General features: G+C 29.5%; 18 protein-coding genes. 3 read left to right on the plus strand and 15 right to left on the minus strand.

Going from position 1 to position 17,176, the window contains the following annotated elements:
• Positions 1–2 precede the first annotated feature (2 nt).
• Genes HXZ74_RS09005 through HXZ74_RS09050 form a run of 10 tightly spaced genes read right to left on the minus strand, consistent with a single transcriptional unit; the run spans position 3 to position 10,257 of the window.
• On the minus strand, positions 3–1,145 hold the full coding sequence (locus tag HXZ74_RS09005; protein WP_286474925.1) for a glycosyltransferase: 1,143 nt from the start codon (positions 1,143–1,145) through the stop codon (positions 3–5).
• Positions 1,145–2,653: a DUF8728 domain-containing protein gene (locus tag HXZ74_RS09010; RefSeq protein ID WP_286474927.1), complete on the minus strand. Its 1,509-nt coding sequence runs from the start codon at positions 2,651–2,653 to the stop codon at positions 1,145–1,147. The genes HXZ74_RS09005 and HXZ74_RS09010 overlap by 1 nt, the downstream gene beginning before the upstream one ends.
• 32 nt (positions 2,654–2,685) lie before the next feature.
• Entirely contained in the window at positions 2,686–3,276 is a 591-nt protein-coding gene (locus HXZ74_RS09015; protein ID WP_286474928.1) for an HAD-IB family phosphatase, read from the minus strand.
• A complete protein-coding gene (locus tag HXZ74_RS09020) occupies positions 3,276–4,001 on the minus strand; it encodes an SDR family NAD(P)-dependent oxidoreductase (RefSeq protein WP_180905875.1) in 726 nt (241 codons plus the stop codon). Before HXZ74_RS09020 ends, HXZ74_RS09015 begins: the two co-directional genes overlap by 1 nt.
• Complete coding sequence (locus tag HXZ74_RS09025) at positions 3,998–5,320, minus strand: FAD-binding oxidoreductase (RefSeq protein ID WP_286474931.1); 1,323 nt, start codon at positions 5,318–5,320, stop codon at positions 3,998–4,000. Before HXZ74_RS09025 ends, HXZ74_RS09020 begins: the two co-directional genes overlap by 4 nt.
• Positions 5,310–6,185: a UbiA prenyltransferase family protein gene (locus HXZ74_RS09030; protein WP_286474933.1), complete on the minus strand. Its 876-nt coding sequence runs from the start codon at positions 6,183–6,185 to the stop codon at positions 5,310–5,312. Before HXZ74_RS09030 ends, HXZ74_RS09025 begins: the two co-directional genes overlap by 11 nt.
• Positions 6,185–6,964 carry a hypothetical protein gene (locus HXZ74_RS09035; RefSeq protein ID WP_286474936.1) on the minus strand — a complete coding sequence of 260 codons (780 nt, stop codon included), beginning with the start codon at positions 6,962–6,964 and terminating at the stop codon, positions 6,185–6,187. The genes HXZ74_RS09030 and HXZ74_RS09035 overlap by 1 nt, the downstream gene beginning before the upstream one ends.
• Before the next feature lie 57 nt (positions 6,965–7,021).
• Complete coding sequence (locus HXZ74_RS09040) at positions 7,022–8,170, minus strand: glycosyltransferase (protein ID WP_038335288.1); 1,149 nt, start codon at positions 8,168–8,170, stop codon at positions 7,022–7,024.
• A 4-nt stretch (positions 8,171–8,174) separates the two neighbouring features.
• On the minus strand, positions 8,175–9,086 hold the full coding sequence (locus HXZ74_RS09045; protein WP_286474939.1) for a glycosyltransferase family A protein: 912 nt from the start codon (positions 9,084–9,086) through the stop codon (positions 8,175–8,177).
• Positions 9,079–10,257: a glycosyltransferase gene (locus tag HXZ74_RS09050; protein ID WP_286474941.1), complete on the minus strand. Its 1,179-nt coding sequence runs from the start codon at positions 10,255–10,257 to the stop codon at positions 9,079–9,081. The genes HXZ74_RS09045 and HXZ74_RS09050 overlap by 8 nt, the downstream gene beginning before the upstream one ends.
• Positions 10,258–10,361: 104 nt before the next feature.
• Between HXZ74_RS09050 and HXZ74_RS09055 the strand changes: the two genes are divergently transcribed.
• On the plus strand, positions 10,362–10,877 hold the full coding sequence (locus tag HXZ74_RS09055) for a DUF8465 domain-containing protein (protein ID WP_114998950.1): 516 nt from the start codon (positions 10,362–10,364) through the stop codon (positions 10,875–10,877).
• A gap of 43 nt (positions 10,878–10,920) precedes the next feature.
• Here HXZ74_RS09055 and HXZ74_RS09060 read toward each other — a convergent pair whose 3' ends face one another.
• The 4 genes from HXZ74_RS09060 to HXZ74_RS09075 form a co-directional block, all read right to left on the minus strand.
• A complete protein-coding gene (locus tag HXZ74_RS09060) occupies positions 10,921–11,571 on the minus strand; it encodes an alpha/beta hydrolase (RefSeq protein ID WP_280062064.1) in 651 nt (216 codons plus the stop codon).
• Positions 11,572–11,632: 61 nt separating this feature from the next.
• Positions 11,633–12,391, minus strand: a complete 759-nt coding sequence (locus HXZ74_RS09065; protein WP_280062065.1) for a TIGR02757 family protein — start codon at positions 12,389–12,391, stop codon at positions 11,633–11,635.
• A gap of 36 nt (positions 12,392–12,427) precedes the next feature.
• The gene (locus tag HXZ74_RS09070) at positions 12,428–13,648 is read right to left on the minus strand and encodes a LuxR C-terminal-related transcriptional regulator (RefSeq protein ID WP_280062066.1); all 1,221 of its coding nucleotides are present in this window, start codon (positions 13,646–13,648) and stop codon (positions 12,428–12,430) included.
• A 68-nt stretch (positions 13,649–13,716) separates the two neighbouring features.
• Positions 13,717–14,391, minus strand: coding sequence for an ABC transporter ATP-binding protein (locus HXZ74_RS09075; protein WP_280062067.1), 675 nt, complete (start codon positions 14,389–14,391; stop codon positions 13,717–13,719).
• Between the two features lie 403 nt (positions 14,392–14,794).
• Between HXZ74_RS09075 and sucC the strand changes: the two genes are divergently transcribed.
• Together sucC and HXZ74_RS09085 are read left to right on the plus strand one after the other, a co-directional pair.
• Positions 14,795–15,988 (plus strand): ADP-forming succinate--CoA ligase subunit beta, encoded by a 1,194-nt coding sequence (gene sucC / locus HXZ74_RS09080; protein WP_286474942.1) that lies wholly within the window; start codon positions 14,795–14,797, stop codon positions 15,986–15,988.
• Positions 15,989–16,167: 179 nt separating this feature from the next.
• A complete protein-coding gene (locus HXZ74_RS09085; RefSeq protein WP_286474944.1) occupies positions 16,168–16,689 on the plus strand; it encodes a hypothetical protein in 522 nt (173 codons plus the stop codon).
• Between the two features lie 56 nt (positions 16,690–16,745).
• Here HXZ74_RS09085 and HXZ74_RS09090 read toward each other — a convergent pair whose 3' ends face one another.
• Positions 16,746–17,126 (minus strand): PUR family DNA/RNA-binding protein, encoded by a 381-nt coding sequence (locus HXZ74_RS09090; protein WP_280049754.1) that lies wholly within the window; start codon positions 17,124–17,126, stop codon positions 16,746–16,748.
• Positions 17,127–17,176: the final 50 nt, after the last annotated feature.

Here is a 17,176-nt window from a genome sequence, read left to right on the forward strand (position 1 = left end):
ATTTAGTTTAAATATTTTTCAATTGAATTTACTGCATTCCCCAACTCAAAAGGTAATGTTTTTCCTTCAATGATTTGTTGATATTTATGGGCAATTTCAGGATTTTGAATAAAATATTTCATTCCATCATAAATTGCTTCCTCTTCATTATGGATAATATACCCTAATTCGCCATCATTCAACATTTCTCTAACTCCCGAAACATCTGTTGCTATAATTGGTTTTGCTAAAACCATCGCTTCAAACAAAACTGTTGGGTAACCTTCGTAACGAGAGGATAAAATATAATAATCTGCCTGAACAAAATAGGGATAAGGATTTTCTTTGAAACCAATCAAATGTGCAGTTTCTTCAACTCTTAATTCTTCAACCAATTTTTTGATATTCGGAAAATCGTAACCGTCACCAACAATCCAAACTTGATGTTGAAAACCTTCGTCTAGCAATCTGCGATGCGCTCTCAATAGACGATCAAATCCTTTTTGTGGAAAAACTGTTCCGATTGAAACAAATGTCGGTTGATCATTTTTTTTCTGAATCTCACAAGGTTCTAAAGCTGACTTTATAATTTCATTGACATCAATAGGATTATAAATACGAACCACTTTTTGTTTTTGTTCATCTGAATTTGCTAAACCTAAAAATAATTGATTAATCTTTTCTGAAATCACTAGAATTTGATCAAATTTGAAAAAATTTTTCAATCGTTCTGTTGTATATTCAGGAATATTCGACAAATCATTGTGAATCCAAACTATCTTTTTAGAAGATTTAATCGGAGAATTCAAAATATCATCTGCTATTCCATGAATTGCCGCAAACTCTATATCGTATTTTTTGTTTGGTAAAATAAATTTATAAAGCAACTTCGGAAACTTTGACAAAATCTTCTGATAAATCACTCGAAAAGCTTTTTGCGGAATATCCTGCGGACGATTTGTCGTAATCATTTCACCTTTATTCAAATAATAGATATTAATCCAAGACGGAACATCTTTGAGATATTTACCTGAATAAAGGTTTAACAATAAATCTATTTCGTATTTTTCTGCTGGAAGATTTTTGAGAAAAGTGACCAATACTTTTTCAGCACCTCCATGACGAAGTGAGCCAATACGTATTAATATTTTCTTATTAGCTGACATTATTTCGCAGTCGATTTTCGTTTATATAAATAGAAATCTCTACCAGAAGGCTTGAATTTGTATATTTTGTCTAAAATAGCATTGTCAGATTTTGCTACATCTGCAACCTTAAATTCTTTGATCAATTCGTAATCATTATAAATGGATTTATCGGCCAATTCTCCTTTGAACATTGGCTTGAAATCTTCTAAAATATATTTCGGTTTTGCTTTATTGATAAGATTAGAAAAACCTACTTCTTTTCCATTTTTCACGATATTTTCTTCGGTTAATCTTTTATCAACTAAACCAACGTAATCAATTACTTTTAACTTAGAAAAATAAGGAATATAACCTGCTGGTTCTAGGAATATATAATTGTCTTTATTAGGCTCAATTGAATCTAAATACAAACCTATTTTACGTGCATGATTCCATTCTCCATGTCCTGTTGCAATAGAATGAACAGCTTGATAAGCTGTAAATGGAATAAAAAAGACGATAAAATAAGCAATTGATAATGATTTGTACTTTTCCGAATCTAAAACGATTAATATAATAGGCAAAAACAAACAGATTTGAGGAATCCAATAATACCAATCGAACCATGAGTTAGCCGCACCAAAAATGATGGTTTTTACAACTCCAAACAAGAATAAAAACGAAACTACTTTTCGTTTATCAACATTCCATTTTTTGTTTAATACAACCAAACAAACCAACGAAATTATAAATAATAAAATCGTTGAAAAGTTAAAGATAGATGTTGGAAATTTTATCATTCCAAAATAATTCGGCCCAAAGAATTTGAATTCAGTCCAGCGTTCTAATAATGTAGGATTTACGTAATTATTCTTTTTAGAAGTGATCGTGTTATTCACAATTTCTCCGAAGTAAAACCAGTTGAAAGCTACTGTAGACAAAACGGCTAAAATACCACCAATCATCAATGCGTTATTCCATTTACGTTGTTGAATTACATCATAAATAAATAACAATCCTAAGAAAATACAGGTGTCAATTCTAGTCCAAAGAATTAGGATCGGCATCAATATAAATGCCCAATTTTTTCTTTCTACAAAACCATATTTGATTAATGCCATATAGAAAAAGAAAAGCATTCCGAATTCCATTCCTAAAATTGACATTTTTATAGCAGGTGGTAAAAAACTAACAAATAAAATGAATAAAATAATCTTATTTGTTGAATTGAAAAATAGTTTTCCAAGCCAATATATACCAATTGTCAGTAAAATTGTATTAAAAATAAGAAGCGGATAAATGAAATTTCCTTCGCCAAAAATAGATTGAAAAATGACTCCAACAAAAACATATAAATGTGTTGTAGATGCTGATATTTTTTCGGCTCCGTTATAGCCGTAGACACCATACTCGATAATATTTCGAGCAACACGCCACGAAATTAAAGCATCTTCTTGTATATGGTGAGTAAAGAAAAAGATAGATTTTAGAAGTAAAATCAAAATTGAAGCAATCAGAATTTTACTTTTATTCAAAGAATCTTTCATAGTTATAGTTTGGTCGTGCAAATATAGTTTTATTAATTAAAACATCTAAAATTAGATTTTGTAGCGATCGAAAACATTGCTTCATCACCTTTTGTGTCACCAAAAGCTATGATTTGGTCATATAAAGACAAATCAATTTCTTTCTCGATTCTATTCTTTTTTTCCTGATAATTACAATTTGGTGAAGCAAATTTCCCTGTAAAAAAGCCTTGTTCATCATATTTTGCTTTGGTACAAATTAGTCCCATTTCATAATAATCAGCAAAAGGTTGAATCCAAAAATCGACTGAAGCCGAAACGATAAATTTGTCATTATAATTACTTAATGATTTAATATATTCATCAGCTTTAGAATAAATTAATTCTTGATGATTTTTTTCGAAATAATTTTGAGCTAATTGATTAATTTCAACATAAGATTTTCCTTTCAAAAATTTAGAAATAAACATTTCTTTTACAAAACCAGCATCAATTATCTTTAATTTCGAAACGATAAATAATGGAATAAATATCAGATAATTAATAAAGTAAACTTTAGGAAAAGAGAATTTCAAAAAATCGAATAAGGTATCTTTACAAGTTAACGTTCCATCAAAATCAAAAAGGTATAAATTGCGATTCATTACATTTTCATTTTTTTGAAAATAAATTCAGGAACATTACGAATTATCATCATAATTCCCCACCACAAAAATGTTACATAAACAATATTTTTCTTTTTGACATAAGCTTTATAAATAATATTAGCCGCTTGATCTGGTTGAGCAGTTAATGGTTTTGGTGTTTCAATATCAGCTGTCATTTGCGTATCCATAAATCCTGGAATAACTGTCATTACATGAACTTTTTTATGGAATAAATAATTTCTCAAACCAGCTAAATAAGCTGTGAAACCAGCTTTTGCAGATCCATAAATAAAATTGCTTTGACGACCACGTTCACCAGCTACAGACGACAATCCAATGATAGTTCCCGAACCTTTTGCTTCGAATTTCTGCGCAAAATGATTAATTAAGACAATTAATTTTGAGTAATTAACTTCTACTATTTGTTTCGTGTTCCAATCATCATATAAACCTTCTTCCGAATTTTTTCCTAAATATCCAGCTGCACAAAACAATAATTCAGAATCGATATGAGAAATTAAAGAATAATCGTTTTCTTTTGTTAAATCGAAATGAACAATCTCGCATTTTTGCTCATATTTTGCATAAAAATGTAGTGCTAACTTCTTTGTTTTTTCGATGTTTGATGTAAATAAATAAACCATCGGAAAACGTTTACCTTCTTTCAAAACCTTTTCTACAAAAGCTATTGCTACATCAGAATTTGATCCTATTACTATCATTTTTGCTTAAATCTATTGATACGTTCGTTTTGCATCGACTCGAATTTTGGAGAATCGATATGTTGTAAATAATCTGTCAAGGCTGGATTGGACATCGCGTCTTTTGTTCGGTAAATATGTCCTCCATAATCCATCACAATTTTATCTAAACTTGCAATTAATTTCTCTAATTTATTGTTCACTTTAAAGTCTAAAGCCAGTGTGTATCCTTTCATTGGAAACGAATTATAAGCTTTTGGATTATTATCACCAAACAATTTCAATACGACTAAAAAAGAACCATTTCCACTAGCAGCAATTGTTTCCAAAATCTTTCGCATTCCTTCTTTTCCCGTCTCCTTTGGAATCACAAATTGATATTGAATAAATCCATTTTTCCCATAAATACGATTCCAATTATGAACAGCATCTAACGGATAAAAAAATGTTTCGTAATCCACATAATTTTTCAAATGCTTTTTACCTTGTTTATTAAAATATAACCAATTGAAAATCTTAATTGATAAAGGATTCAACGCAAAATTTGGAAAGAAAAATGGAATATTTAAGTTTAATTTCTTCTTAATTTTTAAAGGATTCTTTTTAAATTTTTGAGGTAACTCATCTAAAGTCGCATGTTCGCCTCGCAACATAATCGACTTTCCTAAAGAAGTTCCTTTTTGTAAACAATCTAACCACGCAACATTATATGTCCAAGATTCAGAAGATTCGAATAGTTCGAAAATTTCATCTAAATTCTTTGCCTGAATTGCTTCATTTCGAATATACGCTGACTCAATTTTTTTCAACATAAATTTAGCAGAAATAACAATTCCTGTCAATCCCATTCCTCCTATTGTTGCCCAAAATAAATCTGTGTTTTCATTTCTTGAACAATGTAAAATATCTCCATTTTCGATCATTAAATCGAAATGAATTAAATGATCAGAAAAACAACCATCGATGTGATGATTTTTTCCATGAACATCTGATGCAATTGCTCCGCCAACTGTAATAAATTTGGTTCCAGGAGTGACTGAAATGAAATATCCTGCCGGAATTGAAACTTCTAAAATATCTGGTAATAAAACACCAGATTCAACTTCTATAATTCCATGTTCACGATCAAAATCGATAAATTTATTCCATTTCGATGTTGAAATAATTGTATTTTGTAATGATGCATCTCCATAACAACGACCATTTCCTCTCGCAATAACTTCTTCATTTGAAAGAATTGCTTCCTGAAATTCTAAAATTGTAGTTGGCGAGACAACATTGGATTTTATAGATGGATACAGTCCCCAATTGGCAACTGGGATTAATTTTTTATTTTCCATTGTTAAAATAAATCAATAAAATATAACATATTCCCCACATTACAATTAAAATTTGTAGAAAATGATCTTTAAAAATCAATTTAGTCGGAGATTCTGTTTTAGCATATACAAACGTTTGTTGCAAATAGCGCAAAACGGCTGCAAAAACAAAGACAAAGGTATAAATAATATAATGATGAAATTTGGATTGTGTTTCTGGAGAAAGAATAAACATCATGTAACAAATTACAGCGACAGTACAAGTTATAGCTAAGGCAGAATTCAGAAAATTGAGATTATACCCGTCTAGCGATTTTCTTGTAATACCTTCTAGTTCGGCATTAATTAATTCCCCTCTACGTTTACCTAAAGCTAAAATCAAAGCCAAATCAAATACTAACAAAATTGTCCAGTCCGTCACAATTAAACTAGTCATATAACCACCAACAAAAACTCTTAGTAAGAATCCAAACGCAATAATCATCACATCAAGAATTGCAATGTGTTTTAACTTGAATGAGTAAGCTAAATTCATACAAAAGTAAATTCCAACAAGAATTGCGACCTGTTTATTTCCAAAGAAAAAAATCAAACTTGCTGTAATTATGACTAAAAAGAAAAATAATATTAAAGCATTTTGCTTCGATATTTTACCACTTGCGAGTGGTCTATTTTTCTTTTCGGGATGTCTTTTATCTTTCTCTATATCAACATAATCATTGATAATATAAATACTACTTGCTACAAACGAAAAGATTAAAAAGCCATAAAACGACTCAATAAACAAATCGATATTCAATAAATTTCCCGAAAAAAATATTGGTAAATAAACGAATAAATTTTTCACCCATTGGTTAACACGTATAAGTTTTAAATAGTTTAGCATTAATTTTTATTTTTCCAATCCTTATAAATCTGATTTGATTTTTCTCTAATTTCCCCTAAATCATCAATGTAATAAATAAGTTCCTTTATTTTAGTATCATAATTATCTTTCACAAAATTTAATAAATCTGTCCATTCTTCAAAAGATAATTCCACAAAGTTTTCTGTAGCATAGCATTCCAACCCCTTAGCATTTAATCTTAACTGATAATTTAGACGTTTTATTGGTGTATTATACTGGGATTTATATATATCAGCAAAAATAGTTTTTTTAAAATGTAAATCAGATTTATCCATTTGCATATAATTTATTTCAAAATCTATAGGTAAAGGAACCGAAATATGATAAAAAAACAAATTAGGTTTAATTTGTAAACCTGATAAAACATGATGAAATATTGTATTTACTTTTATGTGTTCTTTATGCCAATCAATCGGAAAGGGAATAAATATATTAGAAATGCTTTTATTATTTAATAATTCTTTTAAATCTGAGTAATCTTCATAACTGTTAGAAACAATCAATTCAAAACCAATTTTATTCTTTAATTCAATCAATTCATTCCTTCTTACAGTTTTATTTGTTTCATTATAATTATTTCCTAAGAATTGAAAATAATAAACGATTGTATTTTTTTTCAATAACAGCTGACTATTACCTATCCATTCGTCATCGGCATGAGGAACCAACACTAAATTTTGGGATTCAGATACATCAAATGGTTTTCTATTTTTATATGATTCGACTTTTTGAAAATAATATTGCCAATTCCATTTCAACAAATATTTTATTCGTCGTATTTTATTTTTTAATTGTTTACTAATCATATAAAATTATTATTCAATTAATGAATTCCATTGATTAATAATTAGATCTTTTCTCCACTTTCCTGAATTTTTTCCACTTAATTTATTGAGTAATTCTAAATCCTCTTCATAATCAATTAAGTATTGTAATTTTTCTTTAAAAAATTGTTTATCATTCATTGGAATTAAAAAACCATTTTTCTCATTCACAATATCAGAAGGTCCATACTTGCAGTTATAAGAAATCAATGCGTTAGCTGTTAAATTTGCTTCAATCAAAACCGTTGGTAAACATTCCGTTTTACTTGTAAAAAGAAAAATTTTACTTTTCGAAAGTTCTTGAAAAATTTCTGAAATAGTTTGACTGCCTAAAAATAGAATTTTATCGTTTAAAACCTCAATAGATTTCACTTTATTTTCTAACTCATTCTTAGATGGTCCGTCTCCAATAATCTTAAATTTAAAATCTTTTAAATTGATTTCATTAACTATATCAATCAATTCACCAACATTTTTATCCGCATCTAATCGACCAACATAAATTAATGTATTTTCTTTTTGATCAATCAAACTTTCATCAAAAGATTCGAAAGGCTCTCCTACCAAATTAGGAATCAAATGAACATTTTTATGAATGTTTTTATAATGTTCTAAAGAATTGGAGTTAATACAAACAACACCTTTCAAATTTTTGTAATGTTTTCGTAAAGAATCTTTCCATAATTTCCCTCCTACTTCGAAGTTTGCATGTTCCCAAGCAATTGTCTTTCCTCTTACTTTTTTATTCAATGCTAATTGAGAAGATAATTTATACCAACTTGAGATAATTACATCATAATTTTGACCATTCTTGTTCATCCATTTATGTAACATTTCCCATTGACCGAAATCGTACACATAGTTTTTGATGTTATTTTTATAGGGCAATTTTGGAAAATACTTATTCAAGTTAACATTAATTTTTTGAAATCCCCAATGCGAAAAAGTATCAATTACAATAATCTTAACTCGATGGTCTAATTCAAAAAAGCTACTTTTTTCATTGATCATAATCACAATTGAAACATCATAACCTTTCTCCACTAATTCGTTCGCCAAGGAAACTAATACGCGTGCAACTCCCCCAGCCTTGAAAAGCTTGTAATAAACAAATAGTATTTTTTTGGGTTGGTTGGTCATATGATTATTTTATTTTAAAATAAATAAAGCTCAACGGATAAAGCAATATTGACAACAATTTAAACTGTTTCAATCCTTTGTTTATTTCTGATAAATTTCGATGATTAATTATCGAATAAACTTGATATCCAACCAAATTACGAATTAAAGCTTTTGGATATCCAAAAAGTTTTGTTCCATAAGAATTTAGAAAAGAACGATAACCTTCCATCAAACCAAAAGTATTTTTTCCCGTCCAACGTGTATTCGAAACAGAATTAGCATCTTCTTCATCCAAATGATAGTTACGAACAACTTTATTCACAAATCTAGTCTTCACTCCATCAGCATCATAGGTGTTAAAAAATACTGATTGTGGAATGTAACCTTTGCTTTTATAAGGTGAATAATCAAAGTTTTTCAACAATTGTTGATAAGTCTTTGTTATAAAAATTCCAAACTTATCTCCACGCACTTTATACTTGTAACGCATGTCGAAAATTGAACCATCAAATCCGTTATTTGGATATTGATTACCAACGATTTTTCCATCTGTATATTGCGACAATCCCATTACAGAAATATATTCGTCTTGGTTTTTGATTTTCTCTACCTCATCAAATAATGTTTGTAAAGCATTCTCAGGATAAGAATCATCCGAATCTACAATCATAAAATATTTAGACTTCACTTTTTTAATTCCTTCAAAAACAGTAATGAATTTATGTTGATTTTCGTTCCAGAAATATTCAATATCAATTAAACCTTCTGATTGAAAATTTTCAATCATTTCTTTGGTATGATCGATAGAACCATCATCCATAATAATCCATTTAAAATCTTTGAACGACTGATTTTTTAACGAATCATACACACGTGCCAACGTATGCGCGCGATTATATGAAGGCGTGACAATGGTAATTTTAACCTCACTCATTCTCTAATTTGATTTGATATTGCTGTTCGAAAACTTCAGAAACTTGACGATAAATCTCTTTTTCATCAAATTTATTGTACGCATTTTCAGTTCCTTCAATAATTTTTTGAACCAAATCATGATTCGTCATAAAAGATTTCATCGATTCGTACATTTCATCTTCATTATATTGAATTAAAATTCCATCTACTCCATCATCAATCATTTCTGCGATTCCACCTACATTTGTCGAAATAATTGGTTTTCGCATGCACATTACTTCACCTATAACCAATGGATATGACTCGGATTGTGTTGGCAAAATAAAATAATCAGATGCCTTGATATAAGGATAAGGGTTGGTTTGAGAATCTAACAATAAAAAAGAATCTTCAACATTTAGTTCTTTACGTTGATTGATCAAATTTTCCATTTCGTTTCCTCCACCAATTACCGCTATTTTATGATTATAACCATCGTCTAATAATCGTTTATGCACCTTCATCAATGTATGATATCCTTTGCGATGATGCAGTCGTCCCATAGACGAAAAAACAGGTAAATCTGTTTCATAAGAATGTTCAAAAAGCTCGGCTTTTTTCAAAACCTCATCCACTTTTATCACATTATAAATAACAGTCGATTTTGGATAGGTAACTTGATACAAATCCTCGATTACTTGACGTGTTTGTTTCGAACCAAAAATCATAAAATCAAAACGTTTCATCTTTTCAATTCTACTCAAAACTCGCTGTTGATCTTTATCATAGCCAACATCAGTATGAAACCAGCCTATTTTTCTTGATTTTTTATCAGGAGAATTTAACACCATATCAAATTCCGCATAACCAGGCGAAACTTCGATATCATATTTTTCTGGAACTTTTATTTTGTATAAAATTGAAGGAAATTTATCATAAACTTCTAACTTCAATCGTCGCCAAACTAATTGTAATTTCTGTATAAAACCATTAGAACTCATCTGTTCTTTTCCTTTTTCTACAACAATTAATTTTATATCAGTCGGAATTTCTTTAATCAATTCGCCTTGATACAAGTTAAGCATCAAAGTAAAATCGAATTTATCTTTTGGTAAGTTTCGCAACAAATCTAAAACTACTCTTGGAACCCCACCCATTTCTAATGAACGAAGCCTAAAAAGTACTTTTATTTTTCTAGGTTGATTTGACATTTGGTTAGTTTAATAAACAAAAATACAACATTGAGTTTGAATTGAATAATACAACAATCTAAAAACTCATAAAATAATTCTTAATTTTGCAGAAAAAGTAGAAAATGTTCAAAATTGGAACAAAAGTTAAAGTGATAGATGATAATATTTCGGGAACAATTACCAAATTGAAAGGTGATTTTGTTTACTTTAATGATGAGTTTGGTTTTGAATATGAGTATCATCAAGATGAAATCATCAAAGATATTGAGATTGACTATGAAGAATATCGAGATGAGGAAATCAAAGAATTTTCGAAACCAAAGTTTAAGACTTTTCGCAAATCTCATCGTCATCCGTATTTAACGCGAGAAATTGATTTGCATATCGAAAATCTGGTTGATAATTGGCGTGATTTGGATAATGCGCAAATTATACAAACGCAATTAGATGTTGCTCGAAATGAGGTGGAACGTGCTATGTTCGAAAGTCAAATTCGATTGATTTTAATTCACGGTTACGGAAAAGGAATTCTGAAAAAAGAAATTACCGAATTATTATTTCGTTATACGAATATCGAATTCTATGACGCCTCGTTCAAGGAATATCACGGCGACGCCATAGAAGTTAAATTTATTTAAATATCTTATAATAATGAGAAGCTGAATTAAATTCAGCTTTATGTTAAAATCTTTTGATCCAATCCATCAAATCATAGTAATTTTGAGGAACAATTCCGTGTCCACTTCTGTATTCGTGGTATTCAAAATTAATATTCAAGGATTTTAAAAACTCGTCACCCATTCGTCCTAATTCAATTGGCAATACAACATCTTCTGTTCCGTGCGAAACAAAGAAATTTAAATTCGAAAAATCTTTAGATTGATCAAAATCTCCAATAATTTTAGCTTCTGGATAACCACTTAAAATTGCAACATTTTTAATCTTTTCTGGATTATTTAGCGAAATCGCATAACTCAAAATTGCACCTTGACTAAAGCCCATCAATGTTACATTTGCTACATCTAAATTCTCTTGCTGAACAATTGCATCAATAAATTCAACCAATTTATTACGAGATTCTATTGCTTGCATTTCATCCATCCATTTTTCATTGTTCACAAAATTGATATCATACCACGCATATCCGCCATACACAATATCATGCAACGCACGCACACTTACAATATGCGCATTCTGTGGCAAATCTTGTGCAAACGAAAACAAATCTTCTTCGTTGCTTCCATAACCATGTATCAGCACAAAAAGAGGCGTTTTTTCAGTCGAAACAACAGGTAAACGTTCGATATATTTTATTTCATTCAATTCTTTCATACAAACTTATTTTTAGCGAATTTAATTCTAATTTTTCTAAATAAAATTATTTTCAGTTCAGTTAAAACCCTTCGAAAACACCCAAACCAAATAAAGCGAAATCATATTTAACAGGATCATTTGCATCCATTTCTCGCAATTTTGTATCAAGTTCTTTCAATGCTTTTGCATCATTTTGTTTTCGAGTCAGAATATTTAATTTTCGTGCAACATTTCCCGAATGCACATCCAAAGGACACGAAAGAATAGAAGTTGGAATGGATTTCCAAATCCCTAAATCCACGCCTTGTTTGTCATCACGAATCATCCAACGCAAGTACATATTGATACGCTTTGCAGCCGAATTATTCAACGGATCTGAAATATGTTTAGTTGTACGAGTTGGATGCTCTATCTCGAAAAAAATTTGTTTGAAATTCGAGATTGATGCTTGCATCGAATCTGAAGTTTGATGTTTTGCAAAAACTTGTTCCAATCCGCCATGATTTTGATAAATATTACGAAGCGATTGCATGAAAAATTTCAAATCTTCACTATTAAATGTTCTGTGAACAAAACCATCCAAATTCTTTAAATGATTCTCAGAGAAATTCATCACAAAATCGTAAGGCGAATTTCCCATCAATTGCATCATTTTATTCGCATTATTGATAATCATTTTACGATTTCCCCACGCAATTGTTGCCGCTAAAAACCCTGCAATTTCGATATCTTCTTTCGCAGAAAATCTGTGCGGAATCTGTACTGGATCAGAATCGATAAAGTCTAATGTATTATATTGAAGAACTTTTTCGTCTAAAAAATCCTTTATTTCTGTCATTTAGCAAATATACTAAGAAGTATAATATATAGAGAATTAGAATTTCAATCCTAAGCGATTATCTATTCCTAAAGCTTTATAAATAATTTTTAAATGATATTTTACGGTATTTTCAGAAATAAAAAGTTCTTCGCCAATCTCTTTATTTGTTTTTCCTTGTTTTACAAGTTCAATAATCTCTAATTGTCTTTCTGTTAAATTATAATCTTCTATACGAAGTAAATGCTCTCCTTTTTCGTGAGATTCTTTCATGAAATTCTCTAACTCAATTCGCATTCTATTATTCTCTCTTTGTATAAATCGATTTTTCTCTTTGTTCGAATTATATAATTTTATCACTACAACAAGAAATGCAACAACAGCAATCAAGCAAGTTATAAGTAAATAACGAATTTTTTTCTCGTAATCAATTTCAATATTTTTTCGCTTGTCAAGTAAATTTTTATCAAGAATAGTTAATTTACCATTAAAAGTATTGGTACTATATTTATAAGTAAGTTCTACAGCTATTTTCTGATAATAATATGCTTTTTCAAAATCTTTTATCTCTGCATAAAAGTGACTCATAATGTAATAAACAAACTTTTCATAAATCAACATTTTATATTTTTTTGAATAAAAAATAGCGTTATCAAATACTTTTTCAGCCATTTGAGTATCTTTTTTAAATTCAGCTAAATCAATTAGTTTTATATAAACGGCTGCAACATGTTTCGGATTATCTATTTTGCCAAGTTCTATCGCATGGTTTAATGTTTTTTCTGCATTAACAAAATCTTTCTCTCGCATTTGTAATGTTGCAATTACATTATAATAGAATAATTGAGTTTCAGAATTTAATAAAGACAAGTCTTTTGTAGAAATTTCCTTTAATACTTTATCTACATCTTCCCATTTCTGATTATCAAAAGCAACAAATAATTGCTCTACCAACAAGCGTACTTCACCTATTTCTTTCAGCTTATTATCGTTCACTTCATCCAAATGTTCTTTTGCTAATTCTAAATTGCGCGCAACTTCAGGATAATTATATAACCTTTTATAGGTTAAAGATCTTTGTATATAAGCATTAAAGATGTCATAATGTGTAGATTTTTTATCCGTAATAACTTCTTCTAACTTTAATAAAGAAGCTTCATATTTGAATTGATCATTTAAAACTGAAATTTCATCATTCAATTTTTGCGGATCGATATTTTGGGCAGATAAAAAAGGAGTAGTAAGTAATAGAACAAAAAACAGTAAATTCTTAAACATTAAAAACAATAATTCTTAGAAGTTACAAATGTATCCTATTTTATTAAATCATTTTAATCGAAAAGATTTTACATATTATCAACAAACAAACCATCAGCCATCACCAATTTTCGATCGGTCATATTTGCTAATTCTTCATTATGCGTCACAATGACAAAAGTTTGCCCAAATTCGTTTCGAAGATTGAAAAATAATTCGTGTAATTCTTCAGCATTTTTAGAATCTAAATTACCAGAAGGTTCATCAGCAAAAACAACTTTTGGTTGATTGATTAGTGCACGAGCAACTGCTACACGTTGTTGTTCTCCTCCAGAAAGTTGATTCGGTTTATGCGTCAAACGTTGCGAAAGTCCTAAATAAGACATCAACTCTTTTGCACGTTTTTCGGCTTCTGCTTTTTTTGTTTTCTTGATAAAAGCTGGAATACAAATATTTTCTATTGCATTAAATTCTGGCAACAATTGATGAAACTGAAAAATGAATCCAATGTTTTCGTTACGAAATTTAGATAAATCGCGATCGTTTAACTTCGTGATATCTTGTCCCGCAATCTGAATAGAAGTATTATATTTCTTTGGCTCAGAACTTTTTTCTAATGTTCCTAAAATTTGAAGCAAAGTTGTTTTTCCTGCTCCAGAAGCACCAACGATAGAAACGATTTCTTCTTCTGCAATCGATAAAGAAACATTTTTTAGCACTTCTAATTCACCAAATTTCTTAACAATATTTTCTGCTTTTATCATGAGGTAAAGATATGAATTAAGTACTAAGTCTTAAATCATAAGTGATAAGTTTTTTTTGAATTAAAATTCGTCAGTTCGAGTGATTTTTAGAAATGAAATGATAAAAAATTGTATCGAGAATAGAATTTCACTAGAATTGACGGTTTTTTATTGATAAAATTATAAAATCAATCCTCCGTCGAAAATGCTTTAAACCCAAAACAAACAATTTTTAGTGTACTTTGTACGATTTAAAAATTATATAACAATTGTTTTGACTTTTTAAATCATTAATATTCGTATCTTGTAACCTCTAAATAAACAATATTAACCACTTTTTTAGCATAAGCTGATAAAATTAATATGGCAAAATTTAGAATACATCAACAATATTTTTATTTTTGTAATTGAAAAATCAAAAAAAATGAATCTTCACGAATATCAAGGAAAAGAAATTCTTAGTAAATATGGTGTAAAAGTACAACGTGGTATCGTTGCTACTACACCAGAAGAAGCTGTAGAAGCTGCTAAACAATTAACAGAACAAACTGGTACAGGTTGGCATGTCGTAAAAGCACAAGTACACGCAGGTGGTCGTGGAAAAGGAGGCGGAGTAAAACTTGCTAAAAACTTGGACGAGGTGAAAGAAAGAGCAAACGATATTATCGGAATGCAATTAATTACACCTCAAACTTCTGCCGAAGGGAAAAAAGTACATCAAGTGTTAATCGCAGAGGATGTGTATTATCCTGGTGAATCTCAAACAGAAGAGTATTATGTATCTGTATTATTAGACCGTGCAACAGGTAAAAATATGATTATGTATTCTACAGAAGGTGGAATGGATATCGAGGAAGTTGCAGAGTCTACTCCAGATAAAATTTTTACAGAAGAAATTGATCCTACTGTAGGAATCCAAGGTTTCCAAGCGCGTAAAGTTGCTTTTAACTTAGGTTTATCAGGAAACGCATTCAAAGAAGGAGTGAAATTTATCACCGCTTTATATAACGCATATGTAGCAATTGATGCTTCTATGTTCGAAATTAACCCAGTTCTTAAAACATCTGACGATCAAATTATCGCAGTAGATGCGAAAGTTACTATCGACGACAACTCATTATTCCGTCATCCAGATATTGCTGCATTACGTGATACAAGAGAAGAAGATGCAACAGAAGTTGAAGCTGGTGAAGCGGGATTAAACTTCGTAAAATTAGATGGAAACGTTGGGTGTATGGTGAACGGAGCTGGATTAGCAATGGCAACTATGGATATCATCAAATTATCTGGTGGTAATCCTGCAAACTTCTTAGACGTTGGTGGTACTGCTGATGCTGAGCGTGTAGAAAAAGGTTTCCGTATTATCTTAAAAGATAAAAACGTAAAAGCTATCTTAATCAACATTTTTGGTGGTATTGTACGTTGTGACCGTGTTGCTCAAGGTATCTTAGATGCTTACAACAATATGGGTGACGAAATTAATGTGCCAATTATTGTTCGTTTACAAGGAACAAATGCAGAAATCGCTAAGAAAATGATTGATGAATCAGGTTTCGCTGTTCACTCTGCTATCACATTAAAAGATGCTGCTGATAAAGTAGAAGAATTAGTAGGTTAAGATTAACTTATTTATAATATATCAAACCTCTCAAAGGATTCTTTTGAGAGGTTTTTTTGTGATTTATTGTCATTCTAAACTTATTTCAGAATCCCACAAGAATAAATTCAGCTCGACATTTTGTAATTAAATAATTTTACTAAAAATGATTATTTTTGAAGCTATTAACACATTCAAAAATGAAATACATATACGCCACTCTACAATTATTAATAATTACTATATCATTCAATTGTAAATCGAGTTCAGTTTTACCAAATGCAAATTCTGAATTTTCTAATCTTAAAATTAATTCACGTTTAATTGATAAAAATGAAGACAAATTAGTTGATTCTTTTGAATTATTTATTAATGATTCTATTCAGACTAAAATCAAAAAATATAATTCAAAAATTGAAGCTACAAATTATTTCAAAAAAAGTAAAGCAGAAGTTAAAATTACATTTTATGAAGAAAATTCTGTTTTGAATTTAATACGAATAAAAGAAGAATCAAATAAATACGATGAAACTGATAAGTATATTGATTATATGATTGAAAATAATAAAATAAAAGATTTTCATTTGTATTATGGGCATCAATTAGGCTTGCCATTAGATTTGAATAAAAATATCTATGAACAATATGGGCTTAATCAATTTTTAACAGAAGATTTTTATAGAAATTTTTCTTTTGAGATTTATAAAAAATTAAATAAATAAAAACCTCCGCTCAATAATTTGAGCGGAGGTTTCTTTTTACGCATATTTAGTAAAGTCTATATATCGTCAAAATCGATATTGGTAAAAGATTCAACTTGTGTTTCGTCTTTACCCACAACTTTATTTTTTGGATCAAAATCTTTTTGATGTCTTTCCGAAATCACCTCTTGGCCTTTTTGTGCAAAAACAAAATCGGTCGTTTCGTCTAACATATCTTTGAAACTTTCAAAATCTTCTTTGTACAAGTAGATTTTATGTTTTTTGTAATACACATTTCCATCGTCCTGCGTATTTTTTTTACTTTCTGTAATCGTCAAGTAATAATCACCTGCTCTTGTTTCGCGAACATCGAAAAAATAAGTTCTTCTTCCAGCCCTTAATACCTTTGAAAAGACTCCTTCTGCATCCACCTTTTCTTGGTTTTCAAAATCATTCATAAGTCTAAATAGAGTTTAATTGTTAAATGTTTCCTAACAAATCTAAAAAA

It is taken from the genome of Empedobacter sp. R750, assembly GCF_030324345.1.
Classification (GTDB): Bacteria; Bacteroidota; Bacteroidia; order Flavobacteriales; family Weeksellaceae; genus Empedobacter; species Empedobacter falsenii_C.